This is a genomic window from Roseovarius sp. B-10 (assembly GCF_056859295.1).
The window spans coordinates 134,260-150,362 of the sequence record NZ_JBSXOE010000032.1; the positions used below are offsets into that span (position 1 = coordinate 134,260).

A 16,103-nucleotide genomic window follows, 5' to 3' on the forward strand; every position below is an offset into this window, starting at 1 on the left:
ACGCTGGCCCGCGCCCGGCGACCATGCTACCAAAGGTTGTTAACCCTTTGCTAACCGCAATTAGTGATCAAGGACCGGCAGCAGCGTCACGCGGTTGCCGTCGATCACAACCTTGCCCTCCTCGCGAAAGTTCACCGTGATGCGCCCGCCGATATTGGACTGCACCTGCCCCACCCCCCAATCGGGGCGCGCGGGGTTCTCCACCAGCATTCCCGGCTCCAGCAGCGCGTTCAGTTCTGTCATTTCCTGCCCCGATCCCGGCTGCCGCCATGCCACAGGATGATCCCGACTTCGCGGCCCTGACAGGCTCGCGCATCTGCCACGATCTCGCAAGCCCCGTCGGCGCGGCGCTCACCGGACTGGAGTTCCTGTCAGGCGCCTCGGGTGGGGCAAACCCGGACGAGATGGCGCTCTTGCGCGACAGCCTGACCGGCGCGCGCGCCACGCTTGAGATGCTGCGCCTCGCCTTCGGACACGCGGGCACGGGCGCGGCACTCGACGCCGCCACGCTCGGCACCACGGTGCGCGGCCACCTTGCCACGCGACCGCGACTGCGGCTCGATTGGGCGCTCGACGGCCCGCTCGGGCGGGCGGCGGCACAGCACGTGGCGCTGGCGATCTTGTGCGCGGTCCACGCGCTGCCGCGCGGTGGCACACTGACGGCGGCACTCGCCGGTGCGAGCAGCTTCGGCATCACCGCGACCGGCGAGGGCGATATCGCCGCCGAGTCCGCGCTCTGGGACGGGCTGGCGGGGCGCGCGACACTGCCCGCCCCCGATCCGCGACGGGTCGAATTCCACCTGCTGGCCGCCCGGATCGCGCGCGGCGATGCCCGGATCGACGTCACCCACGCCGCGCAAAGTGTCATGATCGTGCTCTTCCAGCCCGCGCTAGATTGATCTTCCCCGGTTTTTCCCGGTATTGAGGGGAAACCGCGAGATCATTCGAAAAGCGAGCGCCCGCCGACGTGACCAATCCCCGCCCCATCCGGACCGAGACGCAGGATTTCCAGCGTATCCGAACCGCCGCGCAACTCATCATGGCGTTTGCCGTGGTGCTGTTCCTACTGGTGCAGGCTCGGTTCCTGCTGATCTCGCTCGCCACCGCGATCATCCTGTTCAGCATCACCTCCGACGCGATCAACTCCATCGCGCGCATGCGCATCGGCCCGGCGCGCATCCCCAACTGGCTGGCAAGCATCACGGCGCTGGTGCTGATCTCCTCGGCGCTGCTCAGCCTGTCTGCAATCATCCTGTCGCAGGCCAACACGGTGCTCTCCACCACCATCGCCTATGCCGACCGCGCGCCCGAGGCGATTGCCGCCGCGGTGGCGTGGCTCGGGCCGCAGGCGGAAACGGCGGTGCGGCAGGCGGTGGCCACGTTCGACGTTGCGGGCTATCTGCGGACCATCGCGGGCCAAGCGGGCAGCCTGATGCAAGGCACGGTGCTTGTGATCCTCTTCGTGGGCTTCCTCTTCGCCGAGCGGGTGTGGTTCGATACCAAGCTCGAAAGCCTCCTGGGCGACAAGGCGCAGGCGGAGCGCACCGGGCGGATCATCGGCTCGATCATCCACCGGGTGAACCACTACCTGCTGGTCAAGACGCTGGTGAGCGCGGTGACCGGGCTGATGGCCTACGGTGTGGCGCGCTTTTTCGAGCTCGATCTCGCGGGGGCGCTCGGCATCCTGACCTTCGTGCTCAACTACATCCCCGCCATCGGCTCGATCGTGGCCACGGTGCTGGTGGCGCTGGTGGCCTTCGTGCAGTTGGGCGATGGCACCACGACGCTGGGCATATTCGCCATTATCGGCGCGATCCAGTTCCTCAACGGCAACGTGATCGACCCGATGCTGATGGGCCGCGCGCTCAGGGTGTCATCCTTTGGCATCATCATCAGCCTCGCCTTCTGGGGGGCGGTCTGGGGGATTCCGGGGATGTTCCTCGCGGTGCCGATCATGGTGGGCGCGATGATCGTGTTCAGCCACGTGCCGGGACTGCGCCCGATCGCGGTGCTTTTGTCGCGCGAGGGCCTGCCCGAGACCGAGGAAGAGCTCGACACCACCCGTCCCGCCGCCTGAGCGGGGGCCTGAATCGGTCATTTGGAGTTTGCCCCCGGCGCGTATCCAAGGGCGAAGCCCGCCGTGCCTCACCCGTCGAGGTGCAGGTAGACCCGCCGGTTCTGGCGGCCCTTCTTCTCGATCTTGCCCAGCCGCAGCGCCCCGATCTCGCCGGTGCGGGCCACGTGGGTGCCGCCGCAGGGCTGCAGATCGACCCGGTCCTCGCCCACGCCAATCCCGATCAGCCGCACCCGCCCGGCCCCGCGCGGCGGCGCGGCGGACATGGTCTTTACCAGGCCGGGGTTGGCGTCGAGTTCGGCATCGGTGATCCAGTCCTCGGTCACCGCCAGATCGCGATCCACCAGCATCGCGAGGTGCGCCTCCAGCGTCTCGCGGTCCTGCGGAGCCTCGGGCATATCGAAATCGAGCCGCGAGCGCGTCTCGCCCACCTGCCCACCGGTCACCGGCAGCGGGATCACCACCGACAGCAAGTGCAGGGCAGTGTGCATCCGCATGTGCCGGTGCCGCCGCTCCCACTCGAGCACCTGCGACACCTGCGCCCCCACCGGCGGCAGCGGCTGCGGCGCGCCGGGCACCAGCGCGATCGCGTCACCATCGGCCTTGACGGTCGTGGCCACCGGCAGGCTGCCGCCGTCCCAGTCGAGCCGCCCGCTGTCGCCGGGCTGTCCGCCGCCCGCAGGGTAGAACACCGTTTGGTCGAGCACCACGCCCCCCTCCGGCGTGTGCGCCACCACCCGCGCGACCGCCTCGGTCGCATAGGGATCGGTTCGAAACAGCATCCCGGTCATCGCCCGCCTCCGTCGCCGTCACCGCCCTCGAAATCGGCCTCGGTCAACTGCACCGGCGCGCTGCTCGGCGGCTGGGGCGCGGCGGCCTCAGGCTCGCCCCCTGCCCCGCCCGCGGGCATGCCGTTGCGAAACCAAACGTCCTGCTGCGGGAAGGGAATCTCGATGCCTTCCTCGACGAAGCGCCGCGCGATCTCGTGGTTCATGTCGGAATGCACATTCATCACCCAGTTCACATCGCGCAAGATGGCGCGGATCTCGAAATCGAGCGAGCTCGCCCCGAAGCCGCGGAACACGATATTCGGCGCCGGGTTCATCAGCACCATGGGGTGATCTTCGGCCACCTCCTGCAGGATCTTCTCGACCTTGCGGGTATCGGAGCCATAGGCCACGCCCACCGGCACGATCACCCGGCCCACGGTGTTGCCGCGGGTATAGTTGGTGACCGTGCCGCTGACGAAATCGGCATTGGGCACGATCACGTCGGTGCGGTCGAAGGTCTCGATCCGGGTGGAGCGCACCGAGATCGATTTGACATAGCCGTGCTTACCGCCCACCTCGATCCAGTCACCCTCGGAAATCGGCCGCTCGATCAGCAGGATGATCCCGGAGACGAAATTCGACACGATGTTCTGAAGGCCGAAACCGATCCCCACCGACAGCGCCCCGGCGACGATGGCGAGCGAGCTGAGGTCGATCCCCGCGCTGGTGATCGCGATTACCGCGGCGAGGAAAATCCCGACATAGCCCACCCCCGACACGATCGCGTTGCGCCCGCCGGTATCGAGCTTGGTCTTGGGCAAAATCGTGTTCCTGAGCGCCCCCTGCAACAGCCGCGTTACCACGTATCCCACCGCGAAGACGGCGGCGAAGGTCAGAAAAACCGTTGGCGATATCTGCACGCCGCCCAGGCTCATCCCCTGCGTGAACCGCGTCCAGAACTCCATGAGCTGCGCCGTGCGCGCACCCCAGATCAGCGCGAATCCCGGCACCGAGACGATCACCAGTGCAAAACCCGCCAGCACCGGCACCAGCGAGTCGGCAGCGCCGTCGCGATTGCCCGTCACCATCACGTAAAGCTCGGTCAAGAGCCGCTGCACGATCACCAGAGCCGCCAGCAGCAGGAGCGACAGCGCCGTTGGCAACATCAGCGCCTGCGCCGCCTTGACATAGCCCACCGTCGCCAGCAGCGGCCCGATCACCGCCACCGCCAGCAGTACGCGGCCAATGAGCCGCGTCACCCGGCCAGAGAACCCGGCCTCGCCGTCGTTCTCGTCGGCACAGGCGCGGCTGTGTAGAGCCAGTAACGCGGCCAGCCGCCACAGCAGGAGCCCGGTCAGCACCAGTACCGGGAAGATCACCACATTGGTGGCCGCCTCGCTCCAGTCAGCGCCCTCGGCCACCGTCTGCAAAAAGTAGAAGGCCGCCACCACCAGCCCCAGCATCGCCCCATAGAGCCGCCCCGAATAGCGGCAACGGTCGTCGAGCTGCAGCACCGGGCCGCGTGGTTCGTGGCGCGGGAACACCCGCTGCGCCAGCCAGCGCGCCAGCAGCAGGATCAAGGCTGCGGGCAAGAGCGCGTCGAGCAGCATCTCGCCGCGTACGCCCACCATCCCCGAGACCAAAGCCGCACGCACCAGCGCGTAAACGCCGGCATAAGGCAGCAACCACTCGCCCAGCGACGCGCCGAAACTCGCAATCCAGTGCCCCGCGCTGGGGTTCTCGCCCACCAGTCGCTGCATCAACCGCACGGACCAGCGCCGCCCCCGCGCCAGCAGCACCAACCCGGCCAGCACGAGAACAAGGATTATCGGCAGGTTGTCCTTGAGGATCGTGCGCTCGATCGGGCTCTGCCACGAACGGAGCACCTCGCCGCTCACGTCGCCCGCCAGCCGGTAGAGCGCGCGCAGCGCATCGGGCCAGTGCAGCGGGTTCACGGGCATCGGCCCGATGCGCAACAATTCCGCCGTCTCGCGCTCGCGGATGGTCTGGTCAATCCCGGTGATGAGCCCGTCGGCCCGGCTGCGGGCCAGTTCGGCCGTGCGCACCGGCGCCTCGATCCGCGCCAAACGTCGCTCCAGCTCTTCGCGCTGCGCGGCGATCTCGTTGGGCTCGTTGCCGTCCTCGGGCGGCGGTCCGAGCGCATCGAGCTGGTCGCGCACGGTCTTGATCGCGGTGGCGTTGGCGCCCTGCGCCTCGGTGAATTGCTGGCGGAAATCGGCGACCTGCGCGCGCAAATCCTCCAGCACGGGGGTGGCCACCTCGCCGCCGTCGAGCGCCTCTTCGACCCGCGCGGCAAGCTCCTCCCATGCCGCGAAATCCGGCCCGTTCAACACCTGCTGCGCCTGCGCAGTGGCGGTCAGCGGCGCTGGCCCCGAAAGACCCATCAGCGCCGTGCCCAGCGCCACCCAGAGCGCGACGAGAAGCGTCCTCATTCGACGAACACACCCGGGATCGAGCGCGGTGCCTCGGTCAGCCAGCCGGGCACCGGCAGGCCCTTGCCGCGCAGGAACTCGGGGTTGTAGAGCTTGGATTGATAGCGGTTTCCGAAGTCGCACAACACGGTGACGATGGTATGCCCCGGCCCCATCTCGCGCGCCATGTGCATGGCCCCGGCGATGTTCACGCCGGTCGAGCCGCCCATGCACAGCCCCTCCTCCGCCAGCAGGTCAAAGACGATGGGCAGCGCCTCGGCGTCCGGAACCCGGCAGGTGAAATCGGGGGTAAATCCTTCGAGGTTGGCGGTGATCCGCCCTTGTCCGATCCCCTCGGTGATCGAGTCGCCGGGGTTCTCCTCGCCGGTGTAGATCTTGTAGAGGCCCGCGCCCTCCGGGTCGGCGAGGCCGATCTTGACGCCCTTGTCCTGCAGCGCCTCGGCCACCCCCGCCAACGTGCCACCCGAGCCCACCGCGCAGATGAAGCCATCGACGCGGCCGCCGGTCTGCTCCCATATCTCGGGGCCGGTGGTCTCGGCATGCGCCTGCCGGTTGGCCACGTTGTCGAACTGGTTGGCCCAGATCGCGCCTTTGGCCTCGGTTTGCGCAAGTTCCTCGGCCAGGCGGCCCGAATAGCGCACGTAGTTGTTGGGGTTCTTGTAGGGGGCGGCGGGCACCTGCACCAGCTCGGCCCCGGCAAGGCGCAGCATGTCCTTCTTTTCCTGGCTCTGCGTCTCGGGGATCACGATGACGGTGCGAAACCCCATCGACGCGCCAACCAGCGCGAGGCCGATGCCGGTATTGCCCGCCGTGCCCTCGACGATGGTGCCGCCCGGCGCGAGCGCGCCGCGCGCCACCGCGTCGCGGATGATGTAGAGCGCGGCGCGATCCTTGACCGATTGTCCGGGATTGAGAAATTCGCACTTGCCCCAGATCTCGCACCCGGTCTCTTCGCTCGCGCGCCTGAGCCGGATGAGAGGGGTATTGCCGACCGCGTCGGCGAGGTTGCGTGCCATGCGCATCCCGATCGCTCCTGTCCTGATGTCCCGCGTCTCAGGTGTAGGGCCTGCGCGGGGGGAACTCAACCCGCCGCCCGCAGGCGTGCACGCTCCCGCTCAAGCCACAGAAGGCTCAAGACCAGCGGCCCGTTATTGGCCTCGCCGCTCTCCACCAGACCCATCGCGCGGTCGAATCCGATGACGTGGGTGCGGATATCCTCGTTCTCCGTGGCCAACCCGCCGCGCCCCTGCCGGGCCTCGGGCAGATCGCAAAGGCCGACGAAAAGGTGAAAGAATTCCGTGGAATAGCCGGGGGTGCAGTAATGGCTGGAAATCTGCTCCAGCCCGCGCAGCTCCAGTCCTGCCTCCTCGATGCATTCGCGCCGGGCAGTCTCTTCGGGGGTTTCGCCGCCATCCACGCGGCCCGCCACCGGCTCGAGCATCCACGGCAGCGGATCGCCACGCCCGTAAGGGCCCATGCGGAACTGCTCGACCAACAGCACCCGGTCGCGCGCCGGATCGTAGGGCAGCACCAGCGCCGCGTCGGTCGCCACGAAAACGTCGCGCGAGACCTGCGGGCTCTGCCCGCCGTCAAAGCGCGGATGACGCAGGCCGTAACGGCGGGTAAGAAAGAACCCGTCATGCGTGATCTCGACGCTTTCCTCCGCGACAGCAACGCGCGGCATGTCGCTGCGCAGACCCGCTGGCGCAGGGGCCGCCCGCGCCGCCATCCGCGCCCAAGCCCGCGAGAGGATCATCGCGCGGCGCGCGGCCATCTCTTCTGCCGGGACACCGCGATCGTGACCGCGCATCACCTCCGGCTCGGCCTCGTGCCGCAGCGCCGAAGGCACGTCCGGGCCCAGCACCGCCGCGATATACCCTTCCCGCGTCTGCGTATCGCTCACGACCACCGCCGCTCGGCCCATTCCGCGATGGCCCCCGTAAGGAACCCGCCCGCCAGCAGCACGCCGATCAGCGTGCCGTCGAGCATCACCAGCCCGTATTCCGTGGCAAGCTCGAACATCTCGGTGAGCCCATTCATGAACCCTGTAATGCGCCCGTCGAGCGCAAGCCGCAGCATCTCGTTGAAACTTTGGACAAACAACGCCCAGAACACCAGGGCGGCCATGCCCGTTAGCCCGGCGCTGATGCCGGTAGCATAGCCGAATCCCAACCTCCGCCCGGTCACCCGCCAACCGCAGAGAAGGCCAAGCACCACGTTGACATAATTGAACCAGCCGAAATCGGTGCCCTCTTCCATCAGCGGGCGAAACAGCTCGGACCCGATCCAGCCCAGCGCCCCCAGCCCGAACGCGGCCATCAGCTTGCCAGAGGTGGGCATGGTGTCGGTAACGGGCATTCAGCCGGGCCTTGCGAGGGTTATCTGCGTAACATCGCAACTACCGCCTTTGAACGCGGCCGCGCAAGAGGCAAGGTAGAACTCCCACATCCGACGGAACCGCGCGTCAAAGCCCTGCGCGGCGATCTCTGGCCAGTGCGCGTCGAACCGCGCGTGCCAGCGCCGGAGCGTCTCGGAGTAGCTCTGGCCAAACTCGCGCGATCCCAGCACTCTGAGCCCCGCGCGCCGAACCTGCTCGCGCAGCACCGCGGGCCCGGGTAGCATCCCGCCGGGAAAGATATATTTCTGGATGAAATCCACGTCCCGCCGATAGCTCTCGAAGCGGCGGTCCTCGACGGTGATGATCTGGAGCGCGGCGCGCGCGCGCGGCTTGAGCCGGTCGCGCAGGGTGTCGAAGAACACCGGCCAGTAGCGCTCGCCCACCGCCTCGAACATCTCGATGCTGGCGACACCGTCAAAGCGGCCCCGCTCGTCGCGATAGTCCTGGAGCTTCAGCTCCACCCGGTCCGCAAGCCCCGCCCGCGCGACCCGCTCGCGCGCATGGGCAAGCTGCGCCGGGCTGATCGTCAGCCCGGTCACCCGCAGCCCCCGCTCTGCGGCGGCATATTCGGCGAATCCCCCCCAGCCGCAGCCGATCTCCAGCACGTGATCGCCGGGCTTCACGCCCATTGCATCGACGAGCGCGCGATACTTGGCGGTCTGCGCCCCCTCCAGGCTGTCGGCCCCGGTCTCGAACAGCGCGCTCGAATAGGTCATCGTCCCGTCGAGCCACTGCGCGTAGAACTCATTGCCCAGATCGTAGTGATACTCGATGTTGCGCCGCGCCTGGCTCTTCGAATTGCGTTTGAACCAGAAGCGGATGCGCTCGTAGATTTGCGCAAGCTTCTGCCCCGGATAGCCGTCGTAGATGCCGTCATTGTCGTCGTTGAGCAGGTCTAGAAAGGCCTGTAGGTCCGGCGTCGACCACGCGCCGTCGAGATAGGCCTCGCAAAAGCCCAGATAACCCTCGCGCACCAGACGCGCGAACACCTCGCGGTCGTGTATATCGATGCGCGCCTCGATGCCCGGCTCCGCACCCTCGGCGCGAAACAGCCGCCCGTCGGGCAGGCAGATATCCAGCCTCCCGGCGCGCATCCCCTGCGCCACGTTGTAACAGCGCGCGAAATAGCGCGGCAGCCCGCTCTCGCCCGCGATACTGCGGCGCGGCGTCTCCGCACTTGCCAGCCGGGTCTCGTTCGGCATGTCCTTCATCATCAGAACTCCCTTGCCTCATAGGCCGCAAGGGCCCGTTTGCGCCCCTCGGCCAGACCGATCAGCGGGGCGGGGTATGGATCGTCGGGGGAGAGCCCCCAGCGTCGTGGAATCGCATCGAAATAACTCAGCGCCGTGGTCGGCGGCCGCGCCTGCGCCTCGGCGATCCAGGCTCGGGCATAGCCGCCCTGGGGATCGAATTTCGCCAGTTGCGTCTCGGGGTTGAAGATGCGGAAATAGGGCGCGGCGTCCGGCCCGCAGCCGGCGGTCCATTGCCAGCCCATCGCGTTCGACGCCGGGTCCCAGTCCGTCAGGCACTCGGCGAACCAGTCCATCCCCACCCGCCAGTGCACCATCATGTGCTTGGTCAGATACGAGGCCACGTTCATCCGCGCGCGGTTGTGCATCCGGCCCGTCACATACATCTCGCGCATAGCCGCATCGACAAAGGGGATGCCGGTGCGCCCCTGCTTCCAGCGCAGCACGTCCGCCGCGCGCCCCTTGGTCCACGCAAACGCGTCCCAGCCCTCGCGCCAGTTGCGGCTCAGGATCTGCGGCGTGTGATACATCAGGTGATAGGCAAACTCGCGCCAGACCAGCTCCTTTAGCCAGTGCTCGGCCCCGCGCTTGCCCTCGTGCTGCGCCCGCAACCCGGCGTGCCAGCACTGCCGGGGCGAGATTTCGCCATAGGTCAGGTTCTCCGACAGGTTCGAGGTACCAGAAACGGCGGGGTTGTTGCGCGCGTCCTTGTAGGGGCCGATGGTCTCGGCCACGAAGACACCGAGCCGCCTCTGCGCCGCCTGCTCGCCCACGCATTGATGGGGCAGGCAGACCTCCGCGCCACGATCCATCGCGGCCCCCATCCGCCAGTCCGCCAGCGCATCGCTTGCGGCCCACGCCTCGGGTGCGGGGATGCGCGCGGGCCCAGGTGCAGGCTCGGGCACCTCGCGATCCTTCACCGCGCGCCACATCGGGCTGTAGACCTTGTAGAAACCGCCGGTGCCTGTCTCGACCGTCCACGGCTCGAACAGCAGGTGGGAATTGTGGATGTGCGCCTCCACGCCGCGCGCCTTCAGCATCGCCTCGATCGCGCCATCGCGCACGATGGAATCGGGATCGTAGAGCCGCGACCAATGCACCGCGCCCGCGCCCGTCTCCGCCACCAGCGCCGCGATCACCTCGGCTGCATCGCCGTGCCGCAGGATCAGCCGGCTGCCGCGCGCCTCCAGGTCGCGCGCCAGCGATGCCACCGACAGGCCCAACCGCCATTTCGGCGCGGCCCCCAATGAGGCCACGCTGTCGTCATGGATGAAAACGGGTATCACCGGCCCGCCAGCCGCGCAGGCGGCGCGCAGCGCGGGATTGTCCGAAAGCCGCAGATCGCGCCGCAGCCACACTATTACCGGTCTTTGATCGGACATCCCCTGCCTCGTGTTTTCGTTGTGTTACGCAACGAGCTGGGGAGCGGATCAAAGAATGTCGTCGAGCGCGGTCATCAGCCGCTCCACCTCGTCGCCGCTCGTGTAATGTACGAAACTCAGCCGCAAGACGCCGTGGGCGGGGTCGATGCCCATCGCCTCGAGCGGGCGATGCGCGTAGAAATCCCCGCCCCCCGCCATGATGCCACGTTGGGCCAGATCGGCGGCGGCCTCGGCGCCGGGCCGGTCGAGCGCCAGCGCCACCGTCGGCGCGCGCGCGGTGGCGTCGGAAGGGCCGATCAGGCGCACGCGGTTGCGGTCCTTCAGGTGATCCAGCAGCGGCTGCAACAGCGTGGTCTCGTGGGTGCGCATCGCCTCGTGTACACCCGCGTTGCGCGCCGCCGGATCGCCCGCGATGCCGTGATGGGTGGCCAGCGTGTCGATATAGTCGGCGATGCCCGCACAGGCCGCTACCTGCGCGTGGTCGGGGCCCGCCGGCGTAAACCGTTTGTAGAGCGTGTCGGCGTTGAAATGATGCGCCTGGTTGGGCAGCATCCGCGCCACCTCTTGGCGAATGACCATGATGCCCTGGTGCGGCCCGTAGGTCTTGTAGGCCGAGAAGAGATAGATATCGGGGCCCAACCGCCCTACTTCCGGCAGGCCGTGGGGCGCATAGCTCACGCCGTCCACGCAAACGAACGCGCCCGCCGCATGCGCCAGCGCGGTGATCTCCACCACCGGGTTCACTGCGCCGACCACGTTCGAGCAATGCGGGAAACACACCAGCCGCACCCGCTCGTCCAGCAGCGCATCGAGATCGGCGGGGTCGAGCAGCCCGGTGCCGGGGTCGATCTTCCACTCGCGGATCTCGATCCCCTCGTCGGCCAGCCGCCGCCACGGGCCGGAATTGGCCTCGTGGTCCTGATCGGTAACGACGATCGCTTCGCCGGGGCGCATCCACTGCCGGAACGCCTGCGCGAGAACATAGGTGTTCTGCGTGGTCGAGGGGCCGAAACTCACTTCGTCCGTGGCCACACCCATCATCGCGGCCAGCCTCTGCCTCGCCTCGTCCATCTCCTCTCCCGCCAGACGGCTCGCCTCATAGGGGCCGTAGGGCTGGACCTTGCGTTGCCGGTAATACCGCTCCAGCCGCGCGATGACCGGCGCGCAGGTATAGGAACCGCCCGCGTTCTCGAAAAACGCCTGCCCGGCCAGCGTCGGCTCGGCAAAGGCCGGAAACTGCGCGCGCACGAAATCGTTGTCCAGTATCACTGGCCATCTCCCCCTTGGTTTTTCCCATCATTTGCGGGCACCAAACAGCAAAGCCCCCCGGCGCGCAAGCACCGGGGGGCCTCTGGTTTTAAGTTCCGGGTCGCGCTCAGCGCTTCTCGGCGGCAAGCCCTTTCCAGATCATCACGCAAATTGCCAGCAGAATGATCGTGAACGGCAGGCCTGTGGATATCACCATCGCCTGCAGCGATGTCAAACCACCGCCGAGCAGCAGCGCAATCGCCACCAGCCCTTCGAAGGTGCACCAGAACACACGCTGCGACACCGGAGCGTCGACCTTGCCGCCCGCCGTGATCGTGTCGATCACGAGCGAGCCACTATCCGACGAGGTGACGAAGAACACGATCACCAGCACGATGCCGATGGTCGAGGTGATCGCCGCCAGCGGCAGCGACTCGAGCATGGCAAAGAGCGACAGCGGCGGGTTGTAGCTGTCGATCACCTGCGCCTTGACGGCACTGGTTTCGGGGTTGGCGATGATGTCGTTGATCGCGGCCCCGCCGAACACGGCCATCCAGAACACGCAAACCAGCGACGGGATGATGAGCACGCAGGTGATGAACTCGCGCACCGTGCGACCACGGCTGACGCGCGCGATGAACATGCCGACGAAGGGTGACCAGGAAATCCACCACGCCCAGTAGAACGCGGTCCAGCCCTGCATGTAGCCCGTGTCCTCGCGGCCGACCGGGTTCGAAAGCGGGATGACCTCCTTGAAATAGGCGCCGATACCCTTGAAGAACTCGGTCATGATGCTGGCCGCACCGGCGGCGAACACCACGAAGAGCAACAGCGCCAGCGCGATTACCATGTTGATTTCCGACAGCACCTTGACGCCGCCGTCGAGCCCGCGCAGCACCGAAATGAGCGCAATCGCCGTGATGCCGATGATCAGGATCACCTGAGTCGTCACCCCTTCGGGGATGCCATAGACATAGTTCAGCCCGGCATTGGCCTGCTGCGCGCCCAGACCCAGCGATGTGGCAAGGCCAAAGAGCGTGGCAAACACCGCCAGCGTGTCGATGATGTGGCCGGTCCAGCCCCAGACCCGGTCGCCCAGGATCGGGTAGAAGGCCGAGCGGATGGTGAGCGGCAGGCCCTTGTTATAGCTGAATAGCGCCAGCGCCAGCGCCACCACGGCATAGATCGCCCAAGGGTGCAGCGCCCAGTGATAGGAGGTAGCGGCCAGCGCCATGCGCCGCGCTTCGGCGATGTTCTCCTCGATGAGTACGCCGTCCTCGGTGAATGGCCGCACCGCGCCCAGCGGCTCGTCGCCCCAGGGCGTGCCGAAGTAATAGGCGGGTTCCAGAACGCCGAAGAACATCAGCCCGATGCCCATACCGGCGGCAAACAGCATCGCGAACCAGCCCAGATAGCCGTAATCCGGCGTCGCCTCTGAGCCGCCGAGACGGATCGAGCCATAGGGCGTCACGATCAGCAGCAGGCAGAAGATGACGAAGATATTGGCCGCCGACAGGAAGAACCAGTCGAAGGTCGTGGTCAGCGCCGGACGCAGCCAGCCGAAGAAATCCGCCGCTTGCTGCGGCGCGATCAGCGCATAGGCGACGAAGGCGATGACAACCAGCCCCGAGATCACGAAGACCGGGTTGTGAATGTCGAGCCCGAATGGCCCGATCTTCGTTTGAATGTTGTCCTGACCGATCTTGTAATCGGTGTCGATGATATCCGCTGCGCCCTCCGGCGCGGGGATACCCTGAATATCGGAGTCGTCTGACATCCGTGTCCCTCCTGTTTTGCCGACGGCATTCGGGGCTCCTTTGCGGGGCCTAACCCTTGCCCGGTGCCGCCGGGTTTTCCCTGTTCCAGCGGCAACGAGACTGCCGCCGCCGGACATTTCTGCCGCCCGAAAAGACGGTCCACGCGTGGCATCAGGGTAACGCGGCATTTACGCGGCCTTCAACCGGGTGCGGTGAGAATCATTCCGAAAACGACATGCGCGCTCAGCGATGACGGTTTTGAACCGCCTCTGCCCGCGCCCTGAAATGCGCCAGCACGTGCAGCCGGATCGCCGAGGCAAGCCCGGTTCCCGGGTCGCGAGCGGCGTCTATCTCGGCTGCGAGCGCGTTGAGCGCGCGGCCCTCGGCGCGCGCGATCTCGCGGAACGCCTGCCAGAACGGCTCTTCCAGCGACACGCTCGTGCGGTGCCCCTGGAGCGTGAGCGATCGCTTGACGGGGCGCGCGCTCATCGGGCGTGGGGGATAGGGGCGCCGCCCCCGTCGCGCCTCCGCGCGACTCCCCCGGGATATTTGAGCCAGGATGAAGCGCGCATCACTCTTCCTCGCGCCTGTGCAGGTCCAGCACGTGGCGGGCCTTCTCGGCCTCGGCCTCTTCGCGGGCCTTCTGCGCCTTGGTGCGCCCGAAACGCGCCGCGTTCTCGTCGGCACGGGCCTTTTTCGCCGCCCGCGCCTTATGCTTGCGTATCCGGTTGAGGTTGACCGGGGTGTCGCTCATCTCGGGCCGATCATGTCCTCGGGGCGCACCACGCGGTCGAAGGTCTCGCCATCGACGAAGCCAAGATTGATCGCCTCTTCCCTGAGCGTCGTGCCGTTGCGGTGCGCGGTCTTGGCCACCTTGGTGGCGTTGTCATAGCCGATGGTGGGCGCCAGCGCCGTGACCAGCATGAGCGATTCCTTCATCAGCTTCTCGATGCGGTCCTCGTTGGCCGCGATGCCAGTGAGCATCCGCTCGGTGAAGCTCGCCGTGGCGTCACCCAGAAGCTGGATGGACTGCAATAGGTTGTAGGCCATCATCGGGTTGTAGACGTTCAGTTCGAAATGACCCTGCGATCCGGCGAACTTGATCGCCGCGTCGTTGCCCATCACGTGAGCCGCCACCTGCGTCAGTGCCTCGGCCTGCGTCGGGTTGACCTTGCCGGGCATGATGCTGCTGCCCGGCTCGTTCTCCGGCAGGATCAATTCGCCCAGACCCGAGCGCGGGCCGCTCCCGAGAAAACGGATATCGTTCGCGATCTTGTAGCACGACCCCGCCACCGTCGCGAGCGCGCCGGACAGGAACACCATCGCGTCATGGGCCGCCAGAGCCTCGAACTTGTTGGGCGCGGTGACGAAAGGCAGGCCGGTGATCTCCGCCATGTTGGCCGCAACCGTCTCGCCCCAGCCGGGCGCGGTGTTGAGCCCGGTGCCCACGGCGGTGCCGCCCTGCGCCAGCTCGTATATGCCGGGAAGGCAGGCCTTGACGCGAGAGATGCCCATCCGGACCTGATGCGCGTAGCCGGAGAATTCCTGCCCCAGCGTCAGCGGCGTGGCGTCCTGCGTATGGGTGCGGCCGATCTTGATGATGTCGCGGAACTCGTGGGATTTCGCCTCGAGCCCCGCCGCCAGCGCCTCCAGCCCCGGCAACGCGACGTCGCGCACGCTCATCGCGGCGGCGATATGCATGGCCGTGGGAAAGGTGTCGTTGGAGGACTGCCCCATGTTGCAGTGATCGTTGGGGTGCACCGGGTCCTTCGATCCGATCTCGCCGCCGAGAATCTCGATGGCGCGGTTGGCGATCACCTCGTTTGCGTTCATGTTGGATTGCGTGCCAGAGCCGGTCTGCCAGACGACCAGCGGGAAATGGTCGTCGAGATCGCCCGAGATCACCTCGCCCGCCGCCGCGATGATCGCGTCGGCGATCCGCGGGTCGAGCTTGCCGGATGCTTTGTTGGCCTGCGCGCAGGCTTTCTTGATGACGCCCAGCGCGCGCACGATGGCCACCGGCTGCCGCTCCCAGCCGATCGGGAAATTCATCAGGCTGCGCTGCGTCTGCGCGCCCCAATACTTGTCGGTGGGCACCTCAAGCGGGCCGAAACTGTCGGATTCGGTGCGGGTGGCGGTCATGGCGGGCCTCCTTGGCAGTTTCTCCCGTTCATACCGCAGGTGCCGGAAAGATCAATGCTGTATACGACGGGATACCAAGGCCCGCCCCGCTCGTGACCCGCTACTTGCGGAACTTGTCGAGGCTCACGACCTCGCCGGTCTCCTCCTGCGCGCCGCCCGCACCGTCCATCTCTTCGAAGGGGGCGCCGTCGTCCTCGTCCTCGTCATCGTCGCTGTCCTGCGTTTCGAACCGCAGGCCGAACTCGACCGACGGGTCAACGAAGGTGCGGATCGCCTCGTAAGGCACATAAAGCCGCTCGGGCGCTTCGCCGAAATTGAGCGTCACGCCGAAACCGTCGTCGCTGACCTCAAGCGCCTCGAACCAGTGCTGCATGACCACCGTCATCTCTGACGGGTAGCGCTCGCGCAGCCAGTCGGCCAGCTCGGCATCGGGATGTGTGGTGTCGAAGGTGATGAAGAAATGGTGCGCCCCCGGCAGCCCATTCTCGGCCACGTCCGTCAGAACCTCCTGGATGAGGCCACGCATCGCGCGATGCATCAGGGTTCCGTAATCGATGGAGCGGGTCATTCCTTACCTCGAACAAGATCGACACTGTCAGCATAGGGGATTCGGATCGAAACGAAAGAGC

At 66.9% G+C, this 16,103-nt stretch carries 16 protein-coding genes; 2 read left to right on the plus strand and 14 right to left on the minus strand.

Features of this window, described 5'->3' with window-relative positions:
- Positions 1 to 60 precede the first annotated feature (60 nt).
- Positions 61 to 243: a DUF3553 domain-containing protein gene (locus AC13D8_RS09715; protein WP_104017291.1), complete on the minus strand. Its 183-nt coding sequence runs from the start codon at positions 241 to 243 to the stop codon at positions 61 to 63.
- A gap of 26 nt (positions 244 to 269) precedes the next feature.
- On the opposite strand from AC13D8_RS09715, the gene AC13D8_RS09720 reads away from it, so the two are divergent.
- Both AC13D8_RS09720 and AC13D8_RS09725 read left to right on the plus strand, forming a co-directional pair.
- Positions 270 to 899, plus strand: a complete 630-nt coding sequence (locus tag AC13D8_RS09720; protein WP_482968656.1) for a histidine phosphotransferase family protein — start codon at positions 270 to 272, stop codon at positions 897 to 899.
- Positions 900 to 1,039: 140 nt separating this feature from the next.
- Positions 1,040 to 2,077: an AI-2E family transporter gene (locus AC13D8_RS09725; RefSeq protein ID WP_129432216.1), complete on the plus strand. Its 1,038-nt coding sequence runs from the start codon at positions 1,040 to 1,042 to the stop codon at positions 2,075 to 2,077.
- Between the two features lie 68 nt (positions 2,078 to 2,145).
- On the opposite strand, the gene AC13D8_RS09730 is transcribed toward AC13D8_RS09725, so the two are convergent.
- The 13 genes from AC13D8_RS09730 to AC13D8_RS09790 all read right to left on the minus strand — a co-directional run bounded on the left by AC13D8_RS09730 (position 2,146) and on the right by AC13D8_RS09790 (position 16,042).
- Positions 2,146 to 2,865: an alanyl-tRNA editing protein gene (locus AC13D8_RS09730; protein ID WP_482968657.1), complete on the minus strand. Its 720-nt coding sequence runs from the start codon at positions 2,863 to 2,865 to the stop codon at positions 2,146 to 2,148.
- Entirely contained in the window at positions 2,862 to 5,297 is a 2,436-nt protein-coding gene (locus tag AC13D8_RS09735) for a DUF3772 domain-containing protein (RefSeq protein WP_482968658.1), read from the minus strand. Before AC13D8_RS09735 ends, AC13D8_RS09730 begins: the two co-directional genes overlap by 4 nt.
- Positions 5,294 to 6,319, minus strand: coding sequence for a cysteine synthase A (locus AC13D8_RS09740; RefSeq protein WP_482968659.1), 1,026 nt, complete (start codon positions 6,317 to 6,319; stop codon positions 5,294 to 5,296). The genes AC13D8_RS09735 and AC13D8_RS09740 overlap by 4 nt, the downstream gene beginning before the upstream one ends.
- Positions 6,320 to 6,378: 59 nt before the next feature.
- Positions 6,379 to 7,200: an NUDIX domain-containing protein gene (locus AC13D8_RS09745; RefSeq protein WP_482968660.1), complete on the minus strand. Its 822-nt coding sequence runs from the start codon at positions 7,198 to 7,200 to the stop codon at positions 6,379 to 6,381.
- Positions 7,197 to 7,655, minus strand: a complete 459-nt coding sequence (locus AC13D8_RS09750; protein ID WP_482968661.1) for a TrgA family protein — start codon at positions 7,653 to 7,655, stop codon at positions 7,197 to 7,199. The genes AC13D8_RS09745 and AC13D8_RS09750 overlap by 4 nt, the downstream gene beginning before the upstream one ends.
- Complete coding sequence (locus AC13D8_RS09755; protein ID WP_482968781.1) at positions 7,656 to 8,897, minus strand: class I SAM-dependent methyltransferase; 1,242 nt, start codon at positions 8,895 to 8,897, stop codon at positions 7,656 to 7,658. It abuts the gene before it with no gap.
- Positions 8,898 to 8,908: 11 nt separating this feature from the next.
- Positions 8,909 to 10,327, minus strand: a complete 1,419-nt coding sequence (locus tag AC13D8_RS09760; RefSeq protein WP_482968662.1) for a cryptochrome/photolyase family protein — start codon at positions 10,325 to 10,327, stop codon at positions 8,909 to 8,911.
- Positions 10,328 to 10,375: 48 nt separating this feature from the next.
- A complete protein-coding gene (locus AC13D8_RS09765) occupies positions 10,376 to 11,596 on the minus strand; it encodes an aminotransferase class V-fold PLP-dependent enzyme (protein ID WP_482968663.1) in 1,221 nt (406 codons plus the stop codon).
- A 106-nt stretch (positions 11,597 to 11,702) separates the two neighbouring features.
- Positions 11,703 to 13,352: a BCCT family transporter gene (locus tag AC13D8_RS09770; RefSeq protein WP_482968664.1), complete on the minus strand. Its 1,650-nt coding sequence runs from the start codon at positions 13,350 to 13,352 to the stop codon at positions 11,703 to 11,705.
- A gap of 223 nt (positions 13,353 to 13,575) precedes the next feature.
- Complete coding sequence (locus AC13D8_RS09775) at positions 13,576 to 13,821, minus strand: ribbon-helix-helix domain-containing protein (protein WP_104017281.1); 246 nt, start codon at positions 13,819 to 13,821, stop codon at positions 13,576 to 13,578.
- Positions 13,822 to 13,903: 82 nt separating this feature from the next.
- On the minus strand, positions 13,904 to 14,086 hold the full coding sequence (locus AC13D8_RS09780) for a DUF4169 family protein (RefSeq protein ID WP_104017280.1): 183 nt from the start codon (positions 14,084 to 14,086) through the stop codon (positions 13,904 to 13,906).
- Positions 14,083 to 15,474 carry a class II fumarate hydratase gene (gene fumC, locus AC13D8_RS09785; protein ID WP_482968665.1) on the minus strand — a complete coding sequence of 464 codons (1,392 nt, stop codon included), beginning with the start codon at positions 15,472 to 15,474 and terminating at the stop codon, positions 14,083 to 14,085. The genes AC13D8_RS09780 and fumC overlap by 4 nt, the downstream gene beginning before the upstream one ends.
- Before the next feature lie 100 nt (positions 15,475 to 15,574).
- Positions 15,575 to 16,042: an SspB family protein gene (locus AC13D8_RS09790; protein WP_129432139.1), complete on the minus strand. Its 468-nt coding sequence runs from the start codon at positions 16,040 to 16,042 to the stop codon at positions 15,575 to 15,577.
- Between the last annotated feature and the right edge of the window lie 61 nt (positions 16,043 to 16,103).